We start from the raw sequence: 20,388 nt of genomic DNA on the forward strand, positions 1-20,388 counted from the left end.
TGAGAACTTACAACATCTCGATGTGAGTATATTTACACACATTTTGAGTGGCAGGCGGTTGAGCTTTGATGCATTTTGCGATTGTTGAGGACTTGAAAATAGATCAGAATCATCTGATTCATTTGATACAGGAGAACTTGGAGAAGCACGGGGAAACGGCGCACTTTGACTGCTACGAGAGCGGCGAGGCATTTCTGGAAGCGTTCCGTCCGGGACTTTTTAATGCGGTTTTTATGGATATTATGCTGGACCGGAACGGGCGCAATGGCATTGACACGGCGCTGGAGCTTCGCAAGAGCGCGCAACGTCTCCCGATCGTTTTCACTACAACGGAACGTGATTATTCACTGCAGGGTTACCGTGCCCATCCCCTTGATTATCTCTTAAAACCGGTGGAGGAAAAGGCACTTGCCTGGTGTCTCGATGAGATCCGGACATTTCTCGCCGCGCCTGCCTACATCGAAATTCAGGTGGCGCTCGGACGGGGACAGGCATCCACGCAGCGGATTCTGCTCGACGATTTTCTGTACGCGGAGACGCAGAACCACCGGCTGATCATCCATACCAGCTCCGGCGATGCCGCCACACGGCTCTCTTTTTCGGATCTGATGGCACTGCTCCCGAAGGGCAGTCGTTTTTACATGAGCGGACGCGGGCTGCTTATCAATTTTTCACATGTTACCTCGGTGGACGAGGACGGTTCTGTCCATCTGAAAAACGGCAGCTGCTTTTTCTGCAGCCGCCGGAAGAAAAAAGAGACAAAAGAAGCATTTGCAGCCTACTTGTTTGACACATTGCGGAAGGGAGGTACTCTATGAACTGGTCTGTGTTTGGCAAGGCATTTCTCGTTGAAACCGTCTATTCCATTCCTTTTTTTATTTTATCGATTCTGCCATTTAAAAAGCAGCTTCGATTTCCGATTAAAATCCTGATTCTGTTCATTTTTATCGGTCAGCTGCTCCAGTCCTCCCTGTATACCTACCTGATCAGCCACGGTAAACCGACCCGGGTCACCGACACGGTATTTGCCTTCGTTTCCCTGGCGATCTATTTTTTATGTGTGAAGGCTAATTTCTGGAAACTTCTGTTTCTGGGAAACTTCATCCTGAATTATTTTGTCACAGTCCGGGGCATCTGTTTCTTTCTGGAAAGCCGTCTGTTCTACGATCCCAGCATTACCTATTATTCACTCCGCGATCAAAGCCTGCTGCTCATCTCGATTCTTCTGCTTCTGACGCTCCCCCTCGGGCTCAAATTTATGAAAAATGCCACGGAACGCGTTTTTCAGGTAGACAGCTCCGCATTCTGGCAGAAAGTCTGGTTTATTCCATTTTCATGCACCCTGATTATCTGCGCTTATAACTTTGATTTAAACATTGATACCGTCCGCAAGTTCCGTTTTATCCTCACGCGCCTCTGGCTCTTTGCTATGACAATTCTCATCTACTATGTCCTTTTGGAAGCGCTCAATGCAGTCCGCCAGCAGGCGCAGTTGGAAGAACGCGCGGCGCAGCAGGACACCCTCCTGGCGATGCAGTACACACAGTATCAGCAGCTTTCCCGCCACATCGAAGAGGTGCGGGAGGCGCGCCACGACCTGCGCCAGCACTTAAATCTCATCGAGCATTACCTGCAAAGCGGGAAAACGGAGGATCTGAAAGCCTATATCGAACAATACCGCATGACGCTTCCGCCGGACACCGCGCGGACCTGGTGTGAAAATTATGCGGTCAACACGATTATCAGCTATTACGGCGAGGAGGCACGCAAGGCGTCGGTCGATTTTTCGGTCCGCATCCAGCTTCCGCCCTCTCTCCCGCTGGGTGAGCCACAGCTCTGCTCGATCTTCGGCAATCTTCTGGAAAATGCCCTCGACGCCTGCCGGGAATGTACAGACAGCGCGCCGTTTATCCGCATCTGCGCCCAGGAGGATGCCGGTCACATCGTGATCGCCGTTGACAACACCTGCTGCCATCCGCCGATCGAGGAAAATGGGCGGTTCCGCTCGACCAAACATGACGGGTTCGGCACGGGAACCGCCTCCATCCGTTCGATCGCCGAGCGGTACCAGGGTCTGGTGGATTTCCGGTATGAGGACGGGATCTTTTATGCATCGGTGATGTTGAAATTTGACTCTAAAATTTCTCACGGAAATCTTTGAAAAAAGATTGACTTTCATCGCGTCAGGACGCATAATATAAATAATAATCATTATCAATATTATTTAGAAGGATTGGAGTGTCGCTTATGAAAACCTTAAAATACAGCCGTCAGCGCGAATCGATCAAAGCCTGCCTGATGAGCCGGAAGGATCATCCGACCGCCGACGCCCTTTACACCAGCATCCGGGAACAGTTTCCGAATATCAGCCTTGGAACCGTTTACCGCAATTTAAACCTGTTAGTTGAGCTGGGCGAGATCCGGAAGCTGTCCTGCGGCGACGGCACGGATCATTTCGATTATGATACATCCCCACATTACCACTACGTCTGCCGCCAGTGCGGACGGGTCATGGATATTCCGATGGAAGCAACCAAGGAGCTGGAGACAGCCGCCAAAGAATTTGCGCCGGGAACGATCGATGACCATACCGTGTTTTTCTATGGGATATGCGATGAGTGTCTGAAAGGGGAAAAACACTAATATAGAAGCGGCTGATTTTGTATCGGAACAGACGGGACCAAATGAGCCGCTTCCCGATTTCTGCCATGCGCTGACCGGGTATGAATACATCACCAGCGAAAAAGTTCTGAGAATATCCAGGTTATCGATAAAAATGAAAAAAATAAGAATTATTTCTATTTTTTTATTGACAAACACAGGAATCTATGATATCTTAATATCAGTAATCATTACTGATTTCATTTAAGCCAAATAAACGATTTCGTTTTAAAAGCTCCTATGAAACAGAATGGTTGCAAGCAACTTTACTATCTATTTATTGTTTCTATAAAACACGAAATTAAAAATTTATTTTAGAAAAGGAGAATTGACTATGAAGAAATTTGTCTGTACAGTATGTGGTTACGTATACGAGGGTGAGGCTGCTCCGGAGAAATGTCCAGTATGCGGCGCTCCGGCTTCCAAGTTCAAAGAGCAGTCCGGCGAGATGACATGGGCAGCTGAGCACGTAGTTGGTGTGGCACAGGGTGTCAGCGAGGATATTCTCGAAGATTTAAGAGCTAACTATGAAGGCGAGTGCAGAGAAGTTGGTATGTACCTGGCGATGGCACGTGTAGCTCACAGAGAGGGCTATCCGGAAATCGGTCTGTACTGGGAGAAGGCAGCTTACGAAGAGGCTGAGCACGCTGCTAAGTTTGCAGAGCTTCTGGGTGAGGTTGTAACTGATTCCACCAAGAAGAACCTGGAGATGCGTGTAGAGGCTGAGCACGGCGCAACCGAAGGCAAATTTGACCTTGCAAAACGTGCGAAAGCTGCTAACCTGGATGCAATCCATGACACCGTTCATGAGATGGCTCGTGACGAGGCTAGACATGGCAAGGCATTTGAGGGTCTGTTAAAGAGATACTTCAACTAATCTGAGTGAATGAATGGACAGCGCATTACGGCGCTGGTGAATAAAAGAGAACTGATCAGGGCGTGTGAAAATGGGAAATTCCTTTTTCACACGCCCTGTTTATTTTATGCAGATTTGTTTTATGTCTCTGTTCAAAAAGACGCCAAAATCTTATCTACCGTCTCCTTCTCCATCTTCCCAATCGGAATCATCTCCGCCGGTACGTCCTCATACGGCAGCAGCGCTTTCTCATACCAGGTAACATCATGCCATTTTCCGCTCTTATAGCCGGTATTCCTGCACACGCCCATCGTCCGGAAGCCGCATCCATTATGCATCGCATCGCTCTTCAGATTCGGACTCGTCACCAGACTGTAGACGGTGTGGATGCCCTGCGCCTTTAAAAGTTCCAGAAGCACCAGAAGCATCCGTTTGCCGATGCCCTTCGACGTCACCCGACTGTCCAAATACTCAGAAAGCTCTGCATTCCAGCGGTACGCCGCGCGCTCAAGCTGCTTATGCCCATATGCATAGCCAATGATTCTGCCCGTTTCATCCTCGCAGACAATCCACGGATATTCTGTCGTGATCGCCCGGATGCGCCCCTCAAATTCCTCCAGGGACGGCAGCTCCGTCTCAAACGTGATCGGCGTGTCCATATATTGTGCATAAATTTCCAATATCGCAGGTGCATCGGCGATAGCAGCCAGACGCAGGCGGCAGGATGTATGATCCATAAACTGGTTCCTCCCTATCATTTTCGGTCATTTTTCCTTTACAGGCAACTATATATGAATCTTCCCGTTTCGTCAACTATTCGCAACCGGATTCATGCCTGCCCGTGAACCCCTCAATCCACCAGCTCATTCTGATGCCTCGACAAATGCTCATACGGCAGAATCAGCCGCCCCCGGTACAGCCCGCAGCCGTCATTGACCAGGTCATTGTTGATCGCCGAAAACATATTGACATCGAGCTCAGCCAACTTGAGCGACACCAGGCGCTGGCAGCGCTCGTATGCCTCGTCAAAATAAACGCACGCGCCCTCCGGAATCTCATCCCGTCTGGCCCGCTCGCCCTCCTGGCGCTTTTCGTAGCTTAAATGATTGGCCACGCCGATCTCCGCGATATCGTCCATGTGCTTTGTGCGAAGCTGTACCTCCACATAGCTTCTGGAACAATTATCGTAAAACGTAATATGCAGAGACTGGTAATCATCCGAACTATTTCCGCAGACATAATCACGGTAGTACGGCCTTGCCTCCTCATCCATCAACGGGGAGGTACTCTCTTTCACCCCGTAAGCCGGTTCCGCCGTAAACCCGCGTTCCTCCAGAAATCCCGGAAGTTCATTCGCTATCTGGTAGAGGTACCGGATATCCGCATCCTGCTGCGATTCCCCCGGTTTCAGGTAACACTTCGGCAGTGAAATCACGATCCGGTACGCGATCAGGTCGCGGAAACAGCTCAATCTCTGCTTCAAATCGGAGATCGACGGAAATGCCTTATGTTCTGTATAACAGTCATAAATATATTCGACGATATATCCGTTAAATTTCGCCTCCGAGCGGATCAGCGACTTGATTCTTCCCTTAAAGTTAAATGCCAGAAGCGGATATTCCTTTGCCATATGAATATAAAATTCCCGGATCTTCTGTGACTGGGTCGTCAGGAAATCATTGTGTTCCAAAAGCTCCCGGATCTGAATCAGAAAATTTGCATGTATCAGGTCTATCTCATTGTTTGTCTGTTTTGCCTCCGCTTTCAAATCCCGGCTGTAATTCTTTAAAATCTTAAACATCGTATCGCCGGAATACAGATAATCGTTTAAGGTCACCATGGTCCTCACCTCCCTGCTTCAGCAAAAAAGGGACGGTGCGTAGGATAACAATGCCCCAGATGCACCAGCCCCCTTATTTATAAAATAGAGCTATTTATTTTCCGTAAACCTTCTTGATCCGCTCCATTGCCTCTTTTGTATTCGCAGTCGTACCAAATGCAGTCAGACGGAAGAATCCTTCTCCATTCTTACCAAATCCGCTGCCCGGTGTGCCGACCACATTTGCCTTGGCAAGCAGATCGTCGAAAAACTCCCAGGATTTCATGCCGTTCGGGCACTGCATCCAGATGTACGGTGAATTTTCGCCGCCGATGTGCCAGATGCCAAGCTCTTTTAAGGTCTCGGTCATGATCTTCGCATTGGTGCGGTATACGTCCAGGTGCTCGCGGCACTGTGCCATTCCCTCCGGTGAAAGAGCTGCCTCTGCGGCGCGCTGTACCGGGTAGGAAACGCCGTTAAACTTGGTTGTCTGGCGGCGCAGCCACATCTTGCGGATGGAAGAACCACCGCGCTCTAATTCAGAGGGAACCACGGTATAGCCACAGCGGGTTCCGGTAAAGCTTGCCAACTTCGAAAGGGAGCAGAACTCGATCGCGCAGGTCTTGGCGCCCTCAATCTCAAAAATACTTCTCGGAAGCGCCGGATCTGCTACGAAGGACTCATACGCCGCATCAAATAAAAGAATCGCATCCTGCTCGTTCGCATAGTCAACCCACTCTTTTAACTGCTCACGGTTGTACACACCGCCAGTCGGGTTGTTCGGGGAGCAGAGATAAATAATATCCGCTTTCTGTCCCTTCGGAGGCATCGGAAGAAAGCCATTTTCCACATTGGCATCCATAAATACGATCTTTCTGCCTGCCATCACGTTCGTATCCATGTAAACCGGGTATACCGGATCCGGGATCAGGACCGTATTGTCCGCATCAAAGAGATCGAGGATATTTCCGACATCACTCTTCGCGCCGTCGCTGATGAATATATCCTCCGCCGCCACCTCAACCTGGAAGGACGCATAATACTTCTGAACTGCTACGCGCAGAAAATCATATCCCTGCTCCGGACCATATCCATGGAACGTAGCCGCCTTGCCCTGCTCCATAGCTGCTTTTGCAAATGCGTCAGCTGCTTTCTGGCAGATCGGAAGGGTTACGTCACCGATACCCATTTTGATTACTTTTGCCTCTGGATGGGCTTTGGTGTATTCATCTACTTTTTTAGCGATGGTGGAAAACAGATAGCTTTCTTCCAGATTTTTATAGTTTTCGTTGATCTTCATACTTTATTTTCTCCATATTTTAAGAATTTTTTTCCTTTACCTCCAGAGCCGCTTTCACAAACTCCCGGAAGATCGGATGTGCGCGGTTCGGGCGGCTCTTGAACTCCGGATGGTACTGAACTCCCAGATAGAACGGATGTCCCGGAATCTCCATCGCCTCTACCAGCGTACCGTCCGGAGACTGTCCGGAAAAGATAGCGCCATGCTCCATATAAACTTCCCGGAACTTGTTGTTAAATTCATAACGATGGCGATGTCTCTCTTCGATCAGACCTTTTCCATACGCTTTCATCATCAGCGTATCCGGACTGATACGGCACGGATATGCACCCAGACGCATCGTTCCGCCCATGTCAGCCAGATCCATCTGCTCTTCCATCAGGGCAATGACCGGATGCTTGCTGTCCGGCGCAAACTCGGTTGAGTTCGCATCCTCATAGCCTAACACGCCTCTGGCAAATGCGATCGCCGCGATCTGCATACCAAGGCAGATGCCAAAGTACGGGATATTGTTTCTTCTCGCATAATCAGCTGCCGCAATCATGCCCTCGATGCCTCGGATGCCGAAGCCGCCCGGCACGATGATACCGGTTGAACCGCCCAGGATTTCCGGTGCCGTCTCCGGAGTGATCGTCTCACTATCCACCCAGTTGATCTCCACCTGCGCGCCATTTTCCCATCCGGCATGGTGCAGGGATTCTACGATCGACAGATAGGAGTCGTGCAGTTTGACGTACTTGCCGACCAGGGAAATCTTGACTGTCTTACGGCTGTTCTTGATGCGGTCCAGCATATGTTTCCACTCCGTCAGATCGCACTCCTGCGGCGCTTTCTCGATGCCCAGCTCGCGAAGCACGATCTTGGCAAGTCCTGCTTCCTCCAGCATGATCGGCGCCTCGTAGAGAACCGGAAGGGTCAGGTTCTCGATGACGCAGTCCTCTTTGACGTTGCAGAACAGTGCGATCTTGCGGAAAATGGACGGATCGTCCACCGGACGGTCACAGCGCGCCACGATGATATCCGGCATGATGCCGAAGGACTGCAGCTGTTTGACTGAATGCTGGGTCGGTTTTGATTTATGCTCGCCGGAAGATTCCAGATATGGAATCAGGGTTACATGGATGAAGAGGCAGTTGCTGCGTCCCGCCTCGCAGGACACCTGGCGGATGGCTTCCAGGAACGGCTGTGACTCAATATCGCCGGTCGTTCCGCCGATCTCTGTGATAACGATGTCCGCATCGGTCTTTTCCTGCACGGAATAGATAAATGATTTTATCTCATTTGTGATATGTGGAATCACCTGTACCGTCTCGCCCAGATATTCGCCGCGGCGCTCTTTATTTAGCACATTCCAGTAGACCTTACCGGTCGTCAGGTTGGAATACCGGTTTAAATCTTCATCTATAAAACGCTCATAATGTCCCAAATCCAGATCCGTCTCCGCACCGTCGTTTGTTACGAATACTTCGCCGTGCTGATATGGGCTCATGGTTCCCGGATCGACGTTGATATATGGATCCAGCTTCTGCGCTGCTACCTTAAATCCCCGTGCCTTCAAAAGACGTCCCAGAGACGCTGCTGTAATACCCTTCCCCAATCCTGATACAACACCGCCTGTCACAAAAATAAATTTTGCCATCTGCTTTTCCTCCTCTTCCTTTCTTTAAAATATTAATCCACTTTTTCCGTCATATATGATTCTGTCAAATTTTGCCTTCGCAAAAGATTTCAGCCTGCACGGATTCCGCAACCCTCAAAACGCAGAATCCATGCAGACCATCGTTCTTTTTAGTCGTTCTCATGCTCCTGAAGCACATAACCCGGAATCTGGATTTCTTCCGGTTTTTCCATCTGGCTCAGCTCTTTTCTAGCAGCTGCACCATGTGCAATATGCGCGATGTCCACCAGTTCAACGTTGTCCTCGTTGTACTGGCTTTCCAGTGTCAGCGCCAGGACAGCCGCGGTATCAAGCGATGTCAGGCACGGAATACCAAGCTCGACCGCCTTTCTTCTCAGGCGGACACTGTCGCGTCCCGGCTGGCGTCCCGTCTTGGAAGTGGAAATTACATAGCTGATCTTTCCTTCTTCCAGCAGGGAAATGGTCGTCTCCTCGCCCTCTTTGGCTTCCTTCGGCTTCTTGACTAACGTTGAAGAAATGCCGACGCTGTTTAACCGGCTTGCAGTACCGGAGGTCGCGTAGATGTGGAATCCCATCGCCACGTACTCTTTGACCAGCTCGCGCAGGTCGCTCTTATCGGTATCGCGGACACTGATTAAGACGCCGCCCTCGCGCTTCATCGTATATCCGGCTGCTACCAGGCCTTTGAACAGCGCTTCCTCCATCGTCCGGGCGATACCCAGTACCTCGCCGGTCGATTTCATTTCCGGTCCGAGCTGTGTATCTACGTTGGACAGCTTCTCAAAGGAGAAGACCGGAACCTTGACTGCGTAGTACGGAGAGCACGGATACAGACCTGTCTCGTAGCCCATGTCATCCAGCTTCTCGCCCATCATGATGCGGGTTGCCAGATCGACCATCGGCACGCCGGTTACCTTGCTGATGTACGGCACGGTACGGGACGAACGCGGGTTGACCTCGATGATATAGATCGTATCCTCATGCAGGACATACTGGATATTGATCAGACCTTTCGTATTCATGGACAGCGCCAGACGGATGGAATAGTCCACCAGACGGTCTTTCTGGCTCTCGGTCAGCATAAATGCCGGATATACCGCGATGGAGTCGCCGGAATGGACGCCCGCACGCTCGATGTGCTCCATGATACCCGGAATCAGAACCGTTTCTCCGTCGCAGATCGCGTCGACCTCCAGCTCGGTACCCATCAGGTATTTATCAATCAGGATCGCATTCTCAATCTTGTGTGAGAGAATAATCTTCATATACTCATGAATATCGGCGTCGTTGTACGCGATAATCATGTTTTGTCCGCCTAATACATAGCTCGGACGCATCAGAACCGGATAGCCCAGATGATTTGCCGCCTGGATTGCCTCATCCTCAGTATAAACGGTCTGACCCGCTGCCTGTTTCATATTTAATTTTTTCAGCAGGGCTGCGAAACGTCCGCGATCCTCCGCCATATCGATGCTGTCTGCCGGAGTGCCGAGAACCGGAATATTGTTCTCTACAAGGCATTTTGTCAGACGGATCGCTGTCTGTCCGCCAAAGGCCACAACTGCGCCGATCGGCTTCTCGATCCGGATAATATCCAGCACATCCTCCGGTGTCAGCGGCTCAAAATACAGACGGTCTGCTACGTTGAAGTCGGTGGAAACAGTCTCCGGGTTGTTATTTACGATGACAACCTCATAACCGGCTCTCTTTAAGGACCATACGCAGTGAACGGATGCGAAATCAAACTCGATCCCCTGACCGATACGGATCGGACCGGAGCCAAATACCATAACAACCGGTTTTCCGCTTGCATTCTCTTTAATAAATTCTTCTGCCTCATCTTCCTCGCCGAAGGTGCTGTAAAAGTAAGGGGTACTTGCCGTAAACTCAGCGCTGCAGGTATCAACCATGCGGTAGCATGCCGGAACATGCTTGATTTCCGAAAGCCCGGTCATCTCCTTGATGACTGCATCCGGGAATCCGTTCTGTTTGGCTTCCATATAAAGCGCATCGCTCAGAGTCTCAGACTGCATCCGGCGTTCCAGAGACAGGATATGCATCAGTTTATTTAAGAACCACTCGTCGATCTTGGTCAGCTCATGAATCTCGGCAACGGTCACGCCGCGCTTGAAGCTCTCATAGATTGCAAACAGACGCTCGTCATCCTGCGCCAGAATTTTTTCTCTCAGCTCTTCCACACTCATCGGCGCCAGTTTCTTCATGTTCAGGCTGTTCTGGGAGATCTCCGCGCCGCGGACTGCCTTCATGAGCGCCTGCTCAAAGTTGCGGCCGATCGCCATAACCTCGCCGGTTGCCTTCATCTGGGTACCCAGCTTCCGGCGTCCGTAAACGAATTTATCAAATGGCCATTTCGGGAATTTAACCGTTACATAGTCAAGGGCCGGCTCGAAGCATGCCATCGTCTCGCCGGTTACCTCGTTCGGGATCTCGTCCAGATGATAACCGATCGCAATCTTAGTTGCCACGCGGGCAATCGGATATCCGGTTGCTTTCGAAGCAAGGGCGGAAGAACGGGATACACGCGGGTTTACCTCGATAACGGCATATTCAAAGCTCTCCGGATTCAGCGCAAACTGGCAGTTGCAGCCGCCCTCGATGCCCATCGCCTGGATAATATTCAGCGCTGCGGAACGAAGCATCTGGTATTCCTTATCCGCCAGCGTCACAGCCGGTGCGATAACAATGGAGTCGCCGGTGTGGACGCCGACCGGGTCAAAGTTTTCCATCGAGCAGACCGTAATCTCGTTGCCGATGGCATCGCGCATTACCTCAAACTCGATCTCCTTCCATCCGGAAATACATTTCTCAACCAGAATCTGATTGATCGGTGACAGGCGGATACCCGCCTCCGCGATGTTGTAAAGCTCTTCTTTATTTGCCGCAATACCGCCGCCGGTACCGCCCAGGGTAAAGGCCGGACGCACGATAACCGGGTAAGAAATAACCTCGGCAAAATCAAGCGCATCCTCGATGGTGGTGACAACCTTGGACGGAATGACCGGCTCACCGATAGCTTCCATCGTATCTTTAAAGCACTGGCGGTCCTCCGCCTTATCGATGGTCTCCGGGGACGCGCCGAGAAGCGTTACATTGTGGCTCTTTAAGAAACCTTCTTTGGCAAGCTCCATGGACAGTGTCAGTCCGGTCTGTCCGCCCAGGGTGGACAGGATGCTGTCAGGCTTCTCTTTTTCAATGATTCTCTTGACAAATTCCAGGGTCAGCGGCTCGATGTATACGTGATCCGCAATGGCGCTGTCCGTCATGATGGTTGCCGGGTTGGAGTTTACTAAAACGACCTCCAGACCTTCCTCTTTTAAAGCCCGGCACGCCTGCGTTCCTGCATAGTCAAACTCTGCCGCCTGACCGATGACGATAGGGCCGGAACCGATTACCATAACTTTTTTCAGGGATTTATTTAACGGCATGACGCGCCCTCCTTTTTCTTATAATCTCTCATCATCTGAATGAAACGCCCAAACAGCTCTTCCGTATCCTTCGGACCTGCACAAGCCTCTGGATGGAACTGGACGGTAAATGCCGGCATATCGTGGTAGGTGATGCCCTCGCAGGTGCCGTCGTTGACATTGATAAATGTCTCCTCCGCGCCCTCCGGCAGCGTATCGCGCAGTACCTCATAGCCGTGGTTCTGGCTGCTGATGTAGACGCGTCCGGTCGTCAGATCCTTGACCGGCTGGTTCGCACCTCTGTGACCGAATTTCATCTTTCCAGTCTTCGCGCCCTTGGCAATCGCCAGCAGCTGGTGTCCCAGGCAGATGCCGAACATCGGTTTTCCAGCCTTCGTAATCTTTCGGATCTCCTCGATGATCTCCGGGTTGTCCTCTGGGTTGCCTGGACCGTTGGAAAGCATGATTCCGTCCGGATTCATCTTAAGAATCTCCTCCGCCGTCGTACCTGCCGGAAGGTCAGCCACGCGGCATCCGCGCCTGGTCAGCTCGCGGATGATATTTTCCTTTGCGCCGAAATCCCAGAGCACAATCTGGAACTCTTCTTTCTCATCCGCCGGTTTGATCTCACATTTCTTTGGTGTAACGGTTTCAACTGCCTTTGTAATGTGGAAGTTTTTCACTTCCTCCAGCTTTTTCGCATCATACGGCGGCTTCACCTCGGTCAGCCAGCCGTTCATCGAACCGGATTCACGAATGGTTTTTGCCAGCTTTCTCGTATCGATTCCATAGACGCCTGGAATGTTTCTTTCTTTAAAAAAGGTGTCAAGATCCCCACTGCATCTGAAGTTGGAAGGTTCCTGACACCACTCTTTTACGATATAGGCTGATAAATATACCTCTTCATTCTCGAAGTCCTGCGGAATCACTCCGTAGTTTCCGATTAACGGAAATGTCTGAACGACAATCTGTCCAAAATAGCTGGGATCTGTGATCGTCTCAAGGTATCCTGTCATACCGGTTGTGAATACGACTTCTCCGGTCACTTCACGTAAAGGAGCGCCAAAGCTTTTTCCCTCAAAATAGTCGCCGTTTTCCAACAGAAGATATACCGGTTTCTCCATCTGGTCACCATTCCTTTCTCTCTCGTACCCCGCCTGTGAATAGCTTCATGCAGGCAGTTTACTTTTTCATTCTCAATAGCCTCACATTTGAGCAAATCTGTTTTTCCTCAGATGCGTTTTTTACATCATTAGAGACATATTTTATAAATTGTCTGATTCTGCAACAAAGGCGTCCATGAGCCTAAGCCCATGAACGCCTTTGTTCATTTTCTGAAAGATTATAGCATAGGTAGGTTCTATGCGTCAAGAGGTTTTTTATTCATTTTCGGATGGTTTATGCATGATTTATGCATTTTTATGCATTTAACATGTAGAATCTCGTCGGTTCTGGGTAAATAAAGCCCTTGTCTGATCCGCGTTATTTCCTTATAATAGGGATGAATGAAACTGACTTGGAGGTATTTTCATGGATAAAATTACAAGCTTCACCATTGACCATCTGAAACTGCTCCCTGGCGTCTATGTGTCCCGCAAGGATCGCGTGGGCGATCAGGTCATCACTACCTTTGATATCCGCATGACACGCCCCAACTATGAGCCAGTCATGAATACGGCGGAGGTTCACACCATCGAGCACCTGGCTGCCACCTGGCTGCGAAATAACGAGGAGTGGAAAGACCGCGTCCTCTACTTCGGACCGATGGGCTGCCGCACCGGCTTTTACCTGCTTCTCGCAGGCAACCTGACATCCGAGGAGATCGTGCCGCTGATGAAAGGGCTCTTTACTTTCATGCGCGACTACAAAGACGAGGTTCCGGGTGCTTGTGCAAAAGATTGCGGCAACTACCTCGATATGAACCTGCCGATGGCAAACTGGCTGGCTGACCGCTTTCTGCGCGAAGTCTTAGATGGAATTGGTCCTGAGAGACTGGTTTATCCGGAATAAAAGACAAGAATAGCAGGCGGTATGCTTTGAAACACAAAACCCCCAGATGCTGCAGCATCTGAGGGGTTTTATTCTATTATTTTCTATTTTTCCTATTTTCTTGCATCCGCAGCCGCTGCATGTCCAGATAATCCTTCTCCATGCGCCATACGCGATACAAGCGGTGCGATCCGCGCGGATGCCTCCGGGGTCATGCTCTGGTGGGTACAGGTCTTTAAGAATGTACCAACCCAGACGCCGCCGGTATAACGTGCCGCCCGAAGAGTCGGAAGTGTATGGTTGGTTCCGGAAGCATAATCACCAAATACCTCCGCCGTATTCTGGCCGATAAACAGGGAACCGTAATTAACCAGCTTCGGAATCAGTGCATCCGGATCTTCCACGTTAATCTCCAGATGCTCCGGTGCGTACTCATTCGCATACTGAACTGCCTCGTCCAGGCTGTCTACCACGCCAATCTCTCCAAACGTATCCCAGGACTGTCTCGCAATCTTTGCCGTATCCAGAATCTTCAGCTCTTCCTCTACCGCCTCAATCACGCTCTTTCCAAATGCCTCATCGGTTGTCAGAAGAATGCCTTTCGCATTGACATCATGCTCGGACTGTGCCAGCAGATCTGCCGCTACCACCTTCGCGCTCGCTTTTCCGTCCGCGATTACCAGGACCTCGCTCGGCCCGGCTACAAAGTCGATGCCGACCTGCCCGTAGCACTGACGTTTCGCCTCGGTTACGAAGCGGTTACCCGGCCCTACAATAATATCCACCGGCTTGATGCTCTCAGTTCCATAGGAAAATGCTGCAATCGCCTGTGCACCGCCCAGTGCGTAGATCTCATCCACGCCAGCCAGATCCATCGCTACCAGCGTCTTGGCATTAATATGACCCGTTCCACGCACTACCGGAGAGCAGGCGGTGATACGTTTTACACCCGCTGCCGTCGCCGGAGTCGCTAACATCAGTGCCGTCGAATACAGCGGATAATTGCCGCCCGGCACATAACAGCAGCAGGACTCCACCGGAATGATGCGGTGTCCTAAAAAGACTCCCGGCTCCGGGCTGAAATTGTCAAGCGGTTTCACGGTCTGTCTCTGCGCGTTCGCAAATGCCTCGATATTGTGATGCGCCGCTTTCAGATCCGCCAGCTCCTGCTCGCCCAGCTCCTTATAAGCCGCATCAATCTCCTCCCGGCTGACCCGCAGCGATTCACGGGTGCATCCGTCAAACTTCTCATTGTACTCCTTCAGAGCCGCATCCCCGCGCCCCCGGATCTCACCAATAATCCCTGCCACGGTCTCCCGCAGATTCCGGTTATCTTCCTCGCTTCGAACCTGTGCCTCTTTTATAATCTTGATCATACATTCTGCCTCTCTGTATAAGTTTTATCATTTTTTCCAAGTATACCACAAGTCTTTTTATTTTGCGATACAAAATAAACCTATCCAGCACATCTGAAACCAGAACGTTACCGTACACGGGTAGGCACTTTTGGAACCGAAAGTGCCGTAAGAAAACGTGGTGGCAGCAGGAATTTGCCGTATTTAAATGCGAAGCCACGGCAAATTCCGTTACTGGGCACGTTTGCGTGAACAGTAACACCAGAACAGGATCTCACTTTTCTCTTAGACAACCGTCTCAATATTCTTAACCACAAATCCCTCTTTTTCAACCGCTTCCTGCAGCTTCGCATCGTCCACGCCATTCTCATAGAACACGCGGGCAATGCCTCTGTCTACGTCCGCATCTGCACGGATGACGCCGTTCTGGGCGGTCAGGGCTTTTTCAACGGATTTCTTGCAGTTTGCACAGTGCATACCCTCGATCCGCATGATCTTGGACGGGGTACCCGCTGTAACCGCTTTCTTGGAAAGATCTTCGCCGCGCGCACCAGCATTCCCATCGCTGCCGCAGGAACCGCAGCTTCCACCGGAGCATCCGCAGCATCCGCCGCCCTTTCCCGTGTAATGACGGATCGCCGAACGTAATGCCAGCAAAAGCAAAATCGCTACTACAATTAAAATTCCAATATCAATCGGTCTCATACGTTATCGTCCTCTCTTCTCTGACTTTTCGATGAATGGCTTCGGAGTATCTTTTTTATTTTATCATACACACGACAGATAAAATATCCTACAAAATAAACTACCAGAAAACCAATCACACCATAAAACATGGATCCAGATGAATCCCCCATCTATGCTTTCTCCTTTTCTTTTTTGAAATCGAATAAAACTGCCTCCAAACAGCAGACTTTCATCCTGCTATCCGAGGCAGCCTTATAAAGGATTAATTTTATCACTTATGATTACAGGCACCTGCCGATGCCCGGTCAGCGGAAACGCAAAACCACCGGCCGGACGGCAGAACCTGTTTTATTTTTCATTTAGAAACTAACTTATGAAGCTGCCTCTACAGAGCTTCTTGTGTAGCTCTTCTGATCCTTGTATGGATCCGGACGAAACAGCATGAAGAGCATGAATACCAAAAGGACTGCTGCCACGATAGTCCATACGTTGAATACAACTGCGCCAAGTACCAGACCACCTAACTGATATACAATCAGGGATACAGCGTAAGCGAAGAGATTCTGATACAGGATAGCGAACCAGAACCATTTTCTGGACTGGAGCTGCTGTGCCATCGTTGCGATAGCTGCCAGACACGGAGAGTCAAGCAGGTTGAACAGCAGGAATGTAAAGGCTGCGATGGTTGTCGGGAACCATGTCTGGATTGCTGCTGCTACGACATCGGTCTCCTCAGACAGATCCTCGGATACATTTGCCAGAACGCCCATGGTGGAAACGATAGCCTCTTTTGCTGTGAAACCAGTGATGGAAGCTGCAACCGGCTGCCACTCGCCGAAACCAAGCGGACGGAACAGGATTGCGATAGCGCCGCCCAGCATAGCCAGGATAGAATCAGCAGATTCTTCTACCAGACCAAATCCACCGTCTACAAATCCGAAGGAGGACAGGAACCACATAACAACGCAAGCCAGGAACAGGATTGTACCAGCCTTGATGATGAATCCCTTCAGACGCTCCCAAACATGAAGGAGAACGGTCTTAGCGGACGGAATGTGGTACGCCGGAAGCTCCATAACGAACGGAGCTGGTTTGCCGGAGAACGGTTTGGTCTTCTTTAACATGATCGCGGATACAAGAACCGCAGCGATACCTACAAAGTACATGATCGGAGCCATCATAGTAGCCAGATCCATGTCGCCGCTCATATAACCAGCCATAACGCCGCCCATCAGAGCGATAACCGGCAGCTTCGCACCACACGGAACGAAGGTTGCTGTCATGATGGTAAGACGTCTGTCGTTGTCCTGCTCGATGGTCTTGGACGCCATGATACCAGGAACGCCGCAGCCAGAAGAAATCAGCAGCGGGATGAAGCTCTTACCGGACAATCCGAAGTGACGGAATACACGGTCCATAACGAATGCGATACGTACCATGTAACCACAATCTTCCAGAATGGAAAGGAAGAGGAACAGGATAGCCATCTGCGGAACGAAACCAAGAACGGCACCAACACCGCCGATGATACCATCCACTACAAGGCTTACAATCAGGTCAGAAGCGCCTGCTGCTGCCAGTGCATCGCCAGCCCAGCCCTGAATTGCGCCAACAAATGTATCATTGGTCCAGTCTGTTACGAATGTACCAACCGTAGTAACGGATACATAGTAAACCGCCCACATAACAAGAACAAAGATCGGAATACCAAGTAAACGGTTGGTTACGATGCTATCGATCTTATCCGACAGACTCATCTTCTGAGCCGGTTTCTTTACAGTCTCCTCGATGACTTTCTGGATGTATACATATCTCTGGTCAGTGATAACAGACTCAGCGTCATCATCAAACTCTTTCTCCAGCTCCTTGGTGTAACGGGAGAAACGGTTGTCTGCACTAAGACCAAGCTGCTCTACAACCTTGCTGTCATTCTCGAGAACTTTGATTGCGTACCATCTCTTCTCTGCTTCCGGAATGCTGGACGGAAGCTCTGCCTCGATTGCGCTTACTTTATCCTCTACGCTGCCCTCGAAAATAGCGCTTACAGTGCCTGCTGCATGATCCTTTGCAACTTTGATTGCCTCTGCAATGACTTCCTTCAGACCTGTTTTCTTCAGCGCAGAAGTCTCAATGATCGGGCAGCCAAGTTTCTTGGACAATGCCTTTACATCAATGTTAATGCCGTTTTTCTTCAGAAGATCGCACATATTTAAAGCGATAACAACCGGAATACCTGTCTCGATCAGCTGTGTGGTCAGATACAGGTTACGCTCAATGTTGGTTGCATCGACTAAGTCTACGATGACATCCGGATTCTCTTTTAAGATAAAATCACGGGTTACAACTTCCTCCAGTGTATACGGAGAAAGGGAATAAACTCCCGGAAGGTCCGTTACATTTACCTCTTCTCCCGAAGCATCTTTTAATTTACCGGTTTTCTTCTCAACTGTAACACCCGGCCAGTTACCTACATACTGGTTTGCACCCGTCAGTGCGTTAAACATGGTTGTTTTACCGCAGTTCGGGTTACCCGCCAAAGCAATATGAATTGCCATTTTTCATCCTCCTGCTTTTTTAATCAAACTTATTAAACTGTCTGAACATCTACGCACTCAGCATCGGCTTTACGAAGTGAAAGCTCATATCCACGAATCGTAACCTCTACCGGGTCGCCCAGCGGAGCTACTTTTCGAATAAAAATCTCGCTTCCCTTCGTGATGCCCATATCCATGATGCGGCGTTTGTATGCGCCTTCGCCATGAATCTTGACAACTTTGACGGTAGATCCAACCTGTGCATCTTTAAGCGTCATTCTCTGTTCCTCCTAACCATTCCAATTTTTTACTCGGGATTCCGTCTGCTTTTGTACCATACAACCTGCTCCGGAATATCCCCATTCCCTTGCCTTAGACCAGAATGTGTCTTGCCTGATCCTTATTTATAGCCACTCTGGACTCCTTTACGTGAATAATCACATCTCCGTCCAGCTGGGTTATCAATTTTACTTCGGTTCCCTCGTTAAATCCCATGGATTTTAAATGAGAACGAACCTCTGTGTTTCCGCTGATCTTTTTGATCGTATAGGCGGTTCCAACGGTTGCCATCGAAATCGGCATTGCTCCCTGCATACGATTCTCCTTCCTCTGTTTTTCCGCATTCTGCCCGTCATGATGTCTCACTTAGCGGAAACGGCTCTTTTCATCTGCTACTAATCTAATTGATTCGCGTATGCTAATTCTCATTAGTTTCTGCTAACAATTATTAGACATAGCTAATTTTCATTAGATGAGACTAATTTTCATTAGTTATTCCTAACTCATACATAAGGTTAGCACATGCTAACTTTATTGTCAAGTTTTTTTGCCCGGTCTGGAAATAAAAAAAGGGCGTGTTTTACGCCCGAAAATTGTCAAAAATTCCCATAATTAAAAGTCATCCCGCGGAGCTTTTTTGTCATAGGACAAAGTTTTCTATGACAAAAAATACAGCACCAGAAGATGCGCCGGATAATAGATATAAAAGAACGAACGGAATCTGCTCCGACCTCTGTAACCGTCATATAACAGGAGGCAAACAGCCGTAAGCGCCAGTACCCAGAGGGGTTCCTGCCACGCGAACGCGCCGATGAGGACGGCGGCAATCATCTTCATAAACACCCCCGCCGTTTTCTCATGAAAAAAAATGTGCCTTGGCACGTTAGTGCCTGAATTTCCTATTACACAAAAATAAAATGCCAGCACCAGTCCCATCCCCCATGCGCCGCCGTCTGCTCCCGCCGCTTCTGTCAGCGTACAGAACACTGCCGTCAGCACCAGCTTCTCCCAGATACCGTTTCCATACCGCTCTAACAGCTCCATCGCAACCAGCGCCAGAAAAAAGGTCAGGCAGACATTCTGGTGCTGTGCATCCATCCACCGTCCGGAAAATGCCAGATCATACGGAATCTCCGACACAACCGCCGCCAAAAGCAGCCTCCGTCCATAACATCTGCGATCCCGCGTGTGAAAAAAACCTTCTACTAATAAAAAGGCGAACAATGGAAACGCCAGATCCCCAAATGTCCGGAATCCCGGAACCGGTCTGCAGATCACCGCAATGTGGTCTGCCGTCATCGCCAGGAGTGCTAAATATTTAAGGGCGGAGGCGCTGAGATGGAGGCGGGTTAAAACCACTCTTTCCATCCCCTCTGATTTCTCATTCTGCTTTTCCTTGATTCGATCTTTTATCGCACTCTCCTCCCTTCGTTTCCTGTCCATTCTATCTCTATTCCATCAAATTATACTGAATATTACACTCTCTGTCCATCCGCACTTTTCCACTCTCTTTTTCTCCTTCTCCCCTATTTTCCCATTCTCATTTTCCACTCTTTCTACCCATTTTTTTCTTTAATTTTCTGTAACTGTTCAGTACCTTCACAGTCACGCGCAGTAAATGCGCAGACCTACTGAACAGTTACTATTTTCTCTAATAAAAAAATGCCATTTTTTCTTATAAATAAAGGGTTTTCGGCACTTTTCCGCGTCTTTTTTACATTAATTTTACATTTTATTTGACAAACGAAAAACCGTGTTATATTCTGTAAATGGTGCTGGTGCGAGATCCTGCTGAAAAAGCAAAAATCCCGCACCGCTCTTCATTTTAAATACTAAAAAATACA

The 20,388-nt window shown here is 49.6% G+C and carries 17 protein-coding genes; 5 read left to right on the forward strand and 12 right to left on the reverse strand.

The genetic code is table 11. The features are described 5' to 3' along the window. Nucleotides 1-68 precede the first annotated feature (68 nt). From DWZ45_RS11250 to DWZ45_RS11265, 4 genes are all read left to right on the forward strand, one after another. Nucleotides 69-818 carry a LytTR family DNA-binding domain-containing protein gene (locus tag DWZ45_RS11250; RefSeq protein WP_118469128.1) on the forward strand — a complete coding sequence of 250 codons (750 nt, stop codon included), beginning with the start codon at nt 69-71 and terminating at the stop codon, nt 816-818. Then, complete coding sequence (locus DWZ45_RS11255; protein WP_118469130.1) at nt 815-2,161, forward strand: sensor histidine kinase; 1,347 nt, start codon at nt 815-817, stop codon at nt 2,159-2,161. Before DWZ45_RS11250 ends, DWZ45_RS11255 begins: the two co-directional genes overlap by 4 nt. Nucleotides 2,162-2,247: 86 nt before the next feature. Continuing rightward, on the forward strand, nt 2,248-2,643 hold the full coding sequence (locus DWZ45_RS11260; protein ID WP_107000649.1) for a transcriptional repressor: 396 nt from the start codon (nt 2,248-2,250) through the stop codon (nt 2,641-2,643). A 352-nt stretch (nt 2,644-2,995) separates the two neighbouring features. After that, the gene (locus DWZ45_RS11265) at nt 2,996-3,538 is read left to right on the forward strand and encodes an NADH peroxidase (RefSeq protein ID WP_107000650.1); all 543 of its coding nucleotides are present in this window, start codon (nt 2,996-2,998) and stop codon (nt 3,536-3,538) included. A gap of 131 nt (nt 3,539-3,669) precedes the next feature. Here DWZ45_RS11265 and DWZ45_RS11270 read toward each other — a convergent pair whose 3' ends face one another. From DWZ45_RS11270 to DWZ45_RS11295, 6 genes are all read right to left on the reverse strand, one after another. Further along, entirely contained in the window at nt 3,670-4,254 is a 585-nt protein-coding gene (locus DWZ45_RS11270; RefSeq protein WP_118469132.1) for a GNAT family N-acetyltransferase, read from the reverse strand. A 113-nt stretch (nt 4,255-4,367) separates the two neighbouring features. Further along, the gene (locus DWZ45_RS11275) at nt 4,368-5,357 is read right to left on the reverse strand and encodes a guanosine polyphosphate pyrophosphohydrolase (protein ID WP_107000652.1); all 990 of its coding nucleotides are present in this window, start codon (nt 5,355-5,357) and stop codon (nt 4,368-4,370) included. 94 nt (nt 5,358-5,451) lie between these two features. Beyond that, nucleotides 5,452-6,636, reverse strand: a complete 1,185-nt coding sequence (locus DWZ45_RS11280) for an LL-diaminopimelate aminotransferase (protein WP_107000653.1) — start codon at nt 6,634-6,636, stop codon at nt 5,452-5,454. A gap of 19 nt (nt 6,637-6,655) precedes the next feature. Next, a complete protein-coding gene (locus tag DWZ45_RS11285) occupies nt 6,656-8,275 on the reverse strand; it encodes a CTP synthase (protein WP_107000654.1) in 1,620 nt (539 codons plus the stop codon). Between the two features lie 149 nt (nt 8,276-8,424). Then, nucleotides 8,425-11,721 carry a carbamoyl-phosphate synthase large subunit gene (gene carB, locus DWZ45_RS11290; protein ID WP_118469134.1) on the reverse strand — a complete coding sequence of 1,099 codons (3,297 nt, stop codon included), beginning with the start codon at nt 11,719-11,721 and terminating at the stop codon, nt 8,425-8,427. Beyond that, a complete protein-coding gene (locus DWZ45_RS11295) occupies nt 11,712-12,824 on the reverse strand; it encodes a carbamoyl phosphate synthase small subunit (protein WP_117796273.1) in 1,113 nt (370 codons plus the stop codon). Before DWZ45_RS11295 ends, carB begins: the two co-directional genes overlap by 10 nt. 406 nt (nt 12,825-13,230) lie before the next feature. On the opposite strand from DWZ45_RS11295, the gene DWZ45_RS11300 reads away from it, so the two are divergent. After that, nucleotides 13,231-13,710, forward strand: coding sequence for an S-ribosylhomocysteine lyase (locus DWZ45_RS11300; protein ID WP_118469136.1), 480 nt, complete (start codon nt 13,231-13,233; stop codon nt 13,708-13,710). Nucleotides 13,711-13,802: 92 nt separating this feature from the next. Here DWZ45_RS11300 and hisD read toward each other — a convergent pair whose 3' ends face one another. The 6 genes from hisD to DWZ45_RS11330 form a co-directional block, all read right to left on the reverse strand. Then, complete coding sequence (gene hisD, locus DWZ45_RS11305; protein WP_265104154.1) at nt 13,803-15,065, reverse strand: histidinol dehydrogenase; 1,263 nt, start codon at nt 15,063-15,065, stop codon at nt 13,803-13,805. Between the two features lie 264 nt (nt 15,066-15,329). Further along, complete coding sequence (locus tag DWZ45_RS11310) at nt 15,330-15,749, reverse strand: heavy metal-associated domain-containing protein (RefSeq protein WP_107000658.1); 420 nt, start codon at nt 15,747-15,749, stop codon at nt 15,330-15,332. Nucleotides 15,750-16,102: 353 nt separating this feature from the next. Next, nucleotides 16,103-18,286: a ferrous iron transport protein B gene (gene feoB, locus DWZ45_RS11315; protein ID WP_118469138.1), complete on the reverse strand. Its 2,184-nt coding sequence runs from the start codon at nt 18,284-18,286 to the stop codon at nt 16,103-16,105. Nucleotides 18,287-18,318: 32 nt separating this feature from the next. Next, nucleotides 18,319-18,543 (reverse strand): ferrous iron transport protein A, encoded by a 225-nt coding sequence (locus DWZ45_RS11320; RefSeq protein WP_022359013.1) that lies wholly within the window; start codon nt 18,541-18,543, stop codon nt 18,319-18,321. Nucleotides 18,544-18,637: 94 nt separating this feature from the next. Next, nucleotides 18,638-18,859, reverse strand: coding sequence for a FeoA family protein (locus DWZ45_RS11325; RefSeq protein ID WP_022359014.1), 222 nt, complete (start codon nt 18,857-18,859; stop codon nt 18,638-18,640). Nucleotides 18,860-19,201: 342 nt separating this feature from the next. Then, the gene (locus tag DWZ45_RS11330; RefSeq protein ID WP_118469140.1) at nt 19,202-19,987 is read right to left on the reverse strand and encodes a TraX family protein; all 786 of its coding nucleotides are present in this window, start codon (nt 19,985-19,987) and stop codon (nt 19,202-19,204) included. Nucleotides 19,988-20,388 lie beyond the last annotated feature (401 nt).

This window comes from Clostridium sp. AF32-7AC (assembly GCF_003477925.1).
GTDB lineage: Bacteria > Bacillota > Clostridia > Lachnospirales > Lachnospiraceae > Otoolea > Otoolea fessa.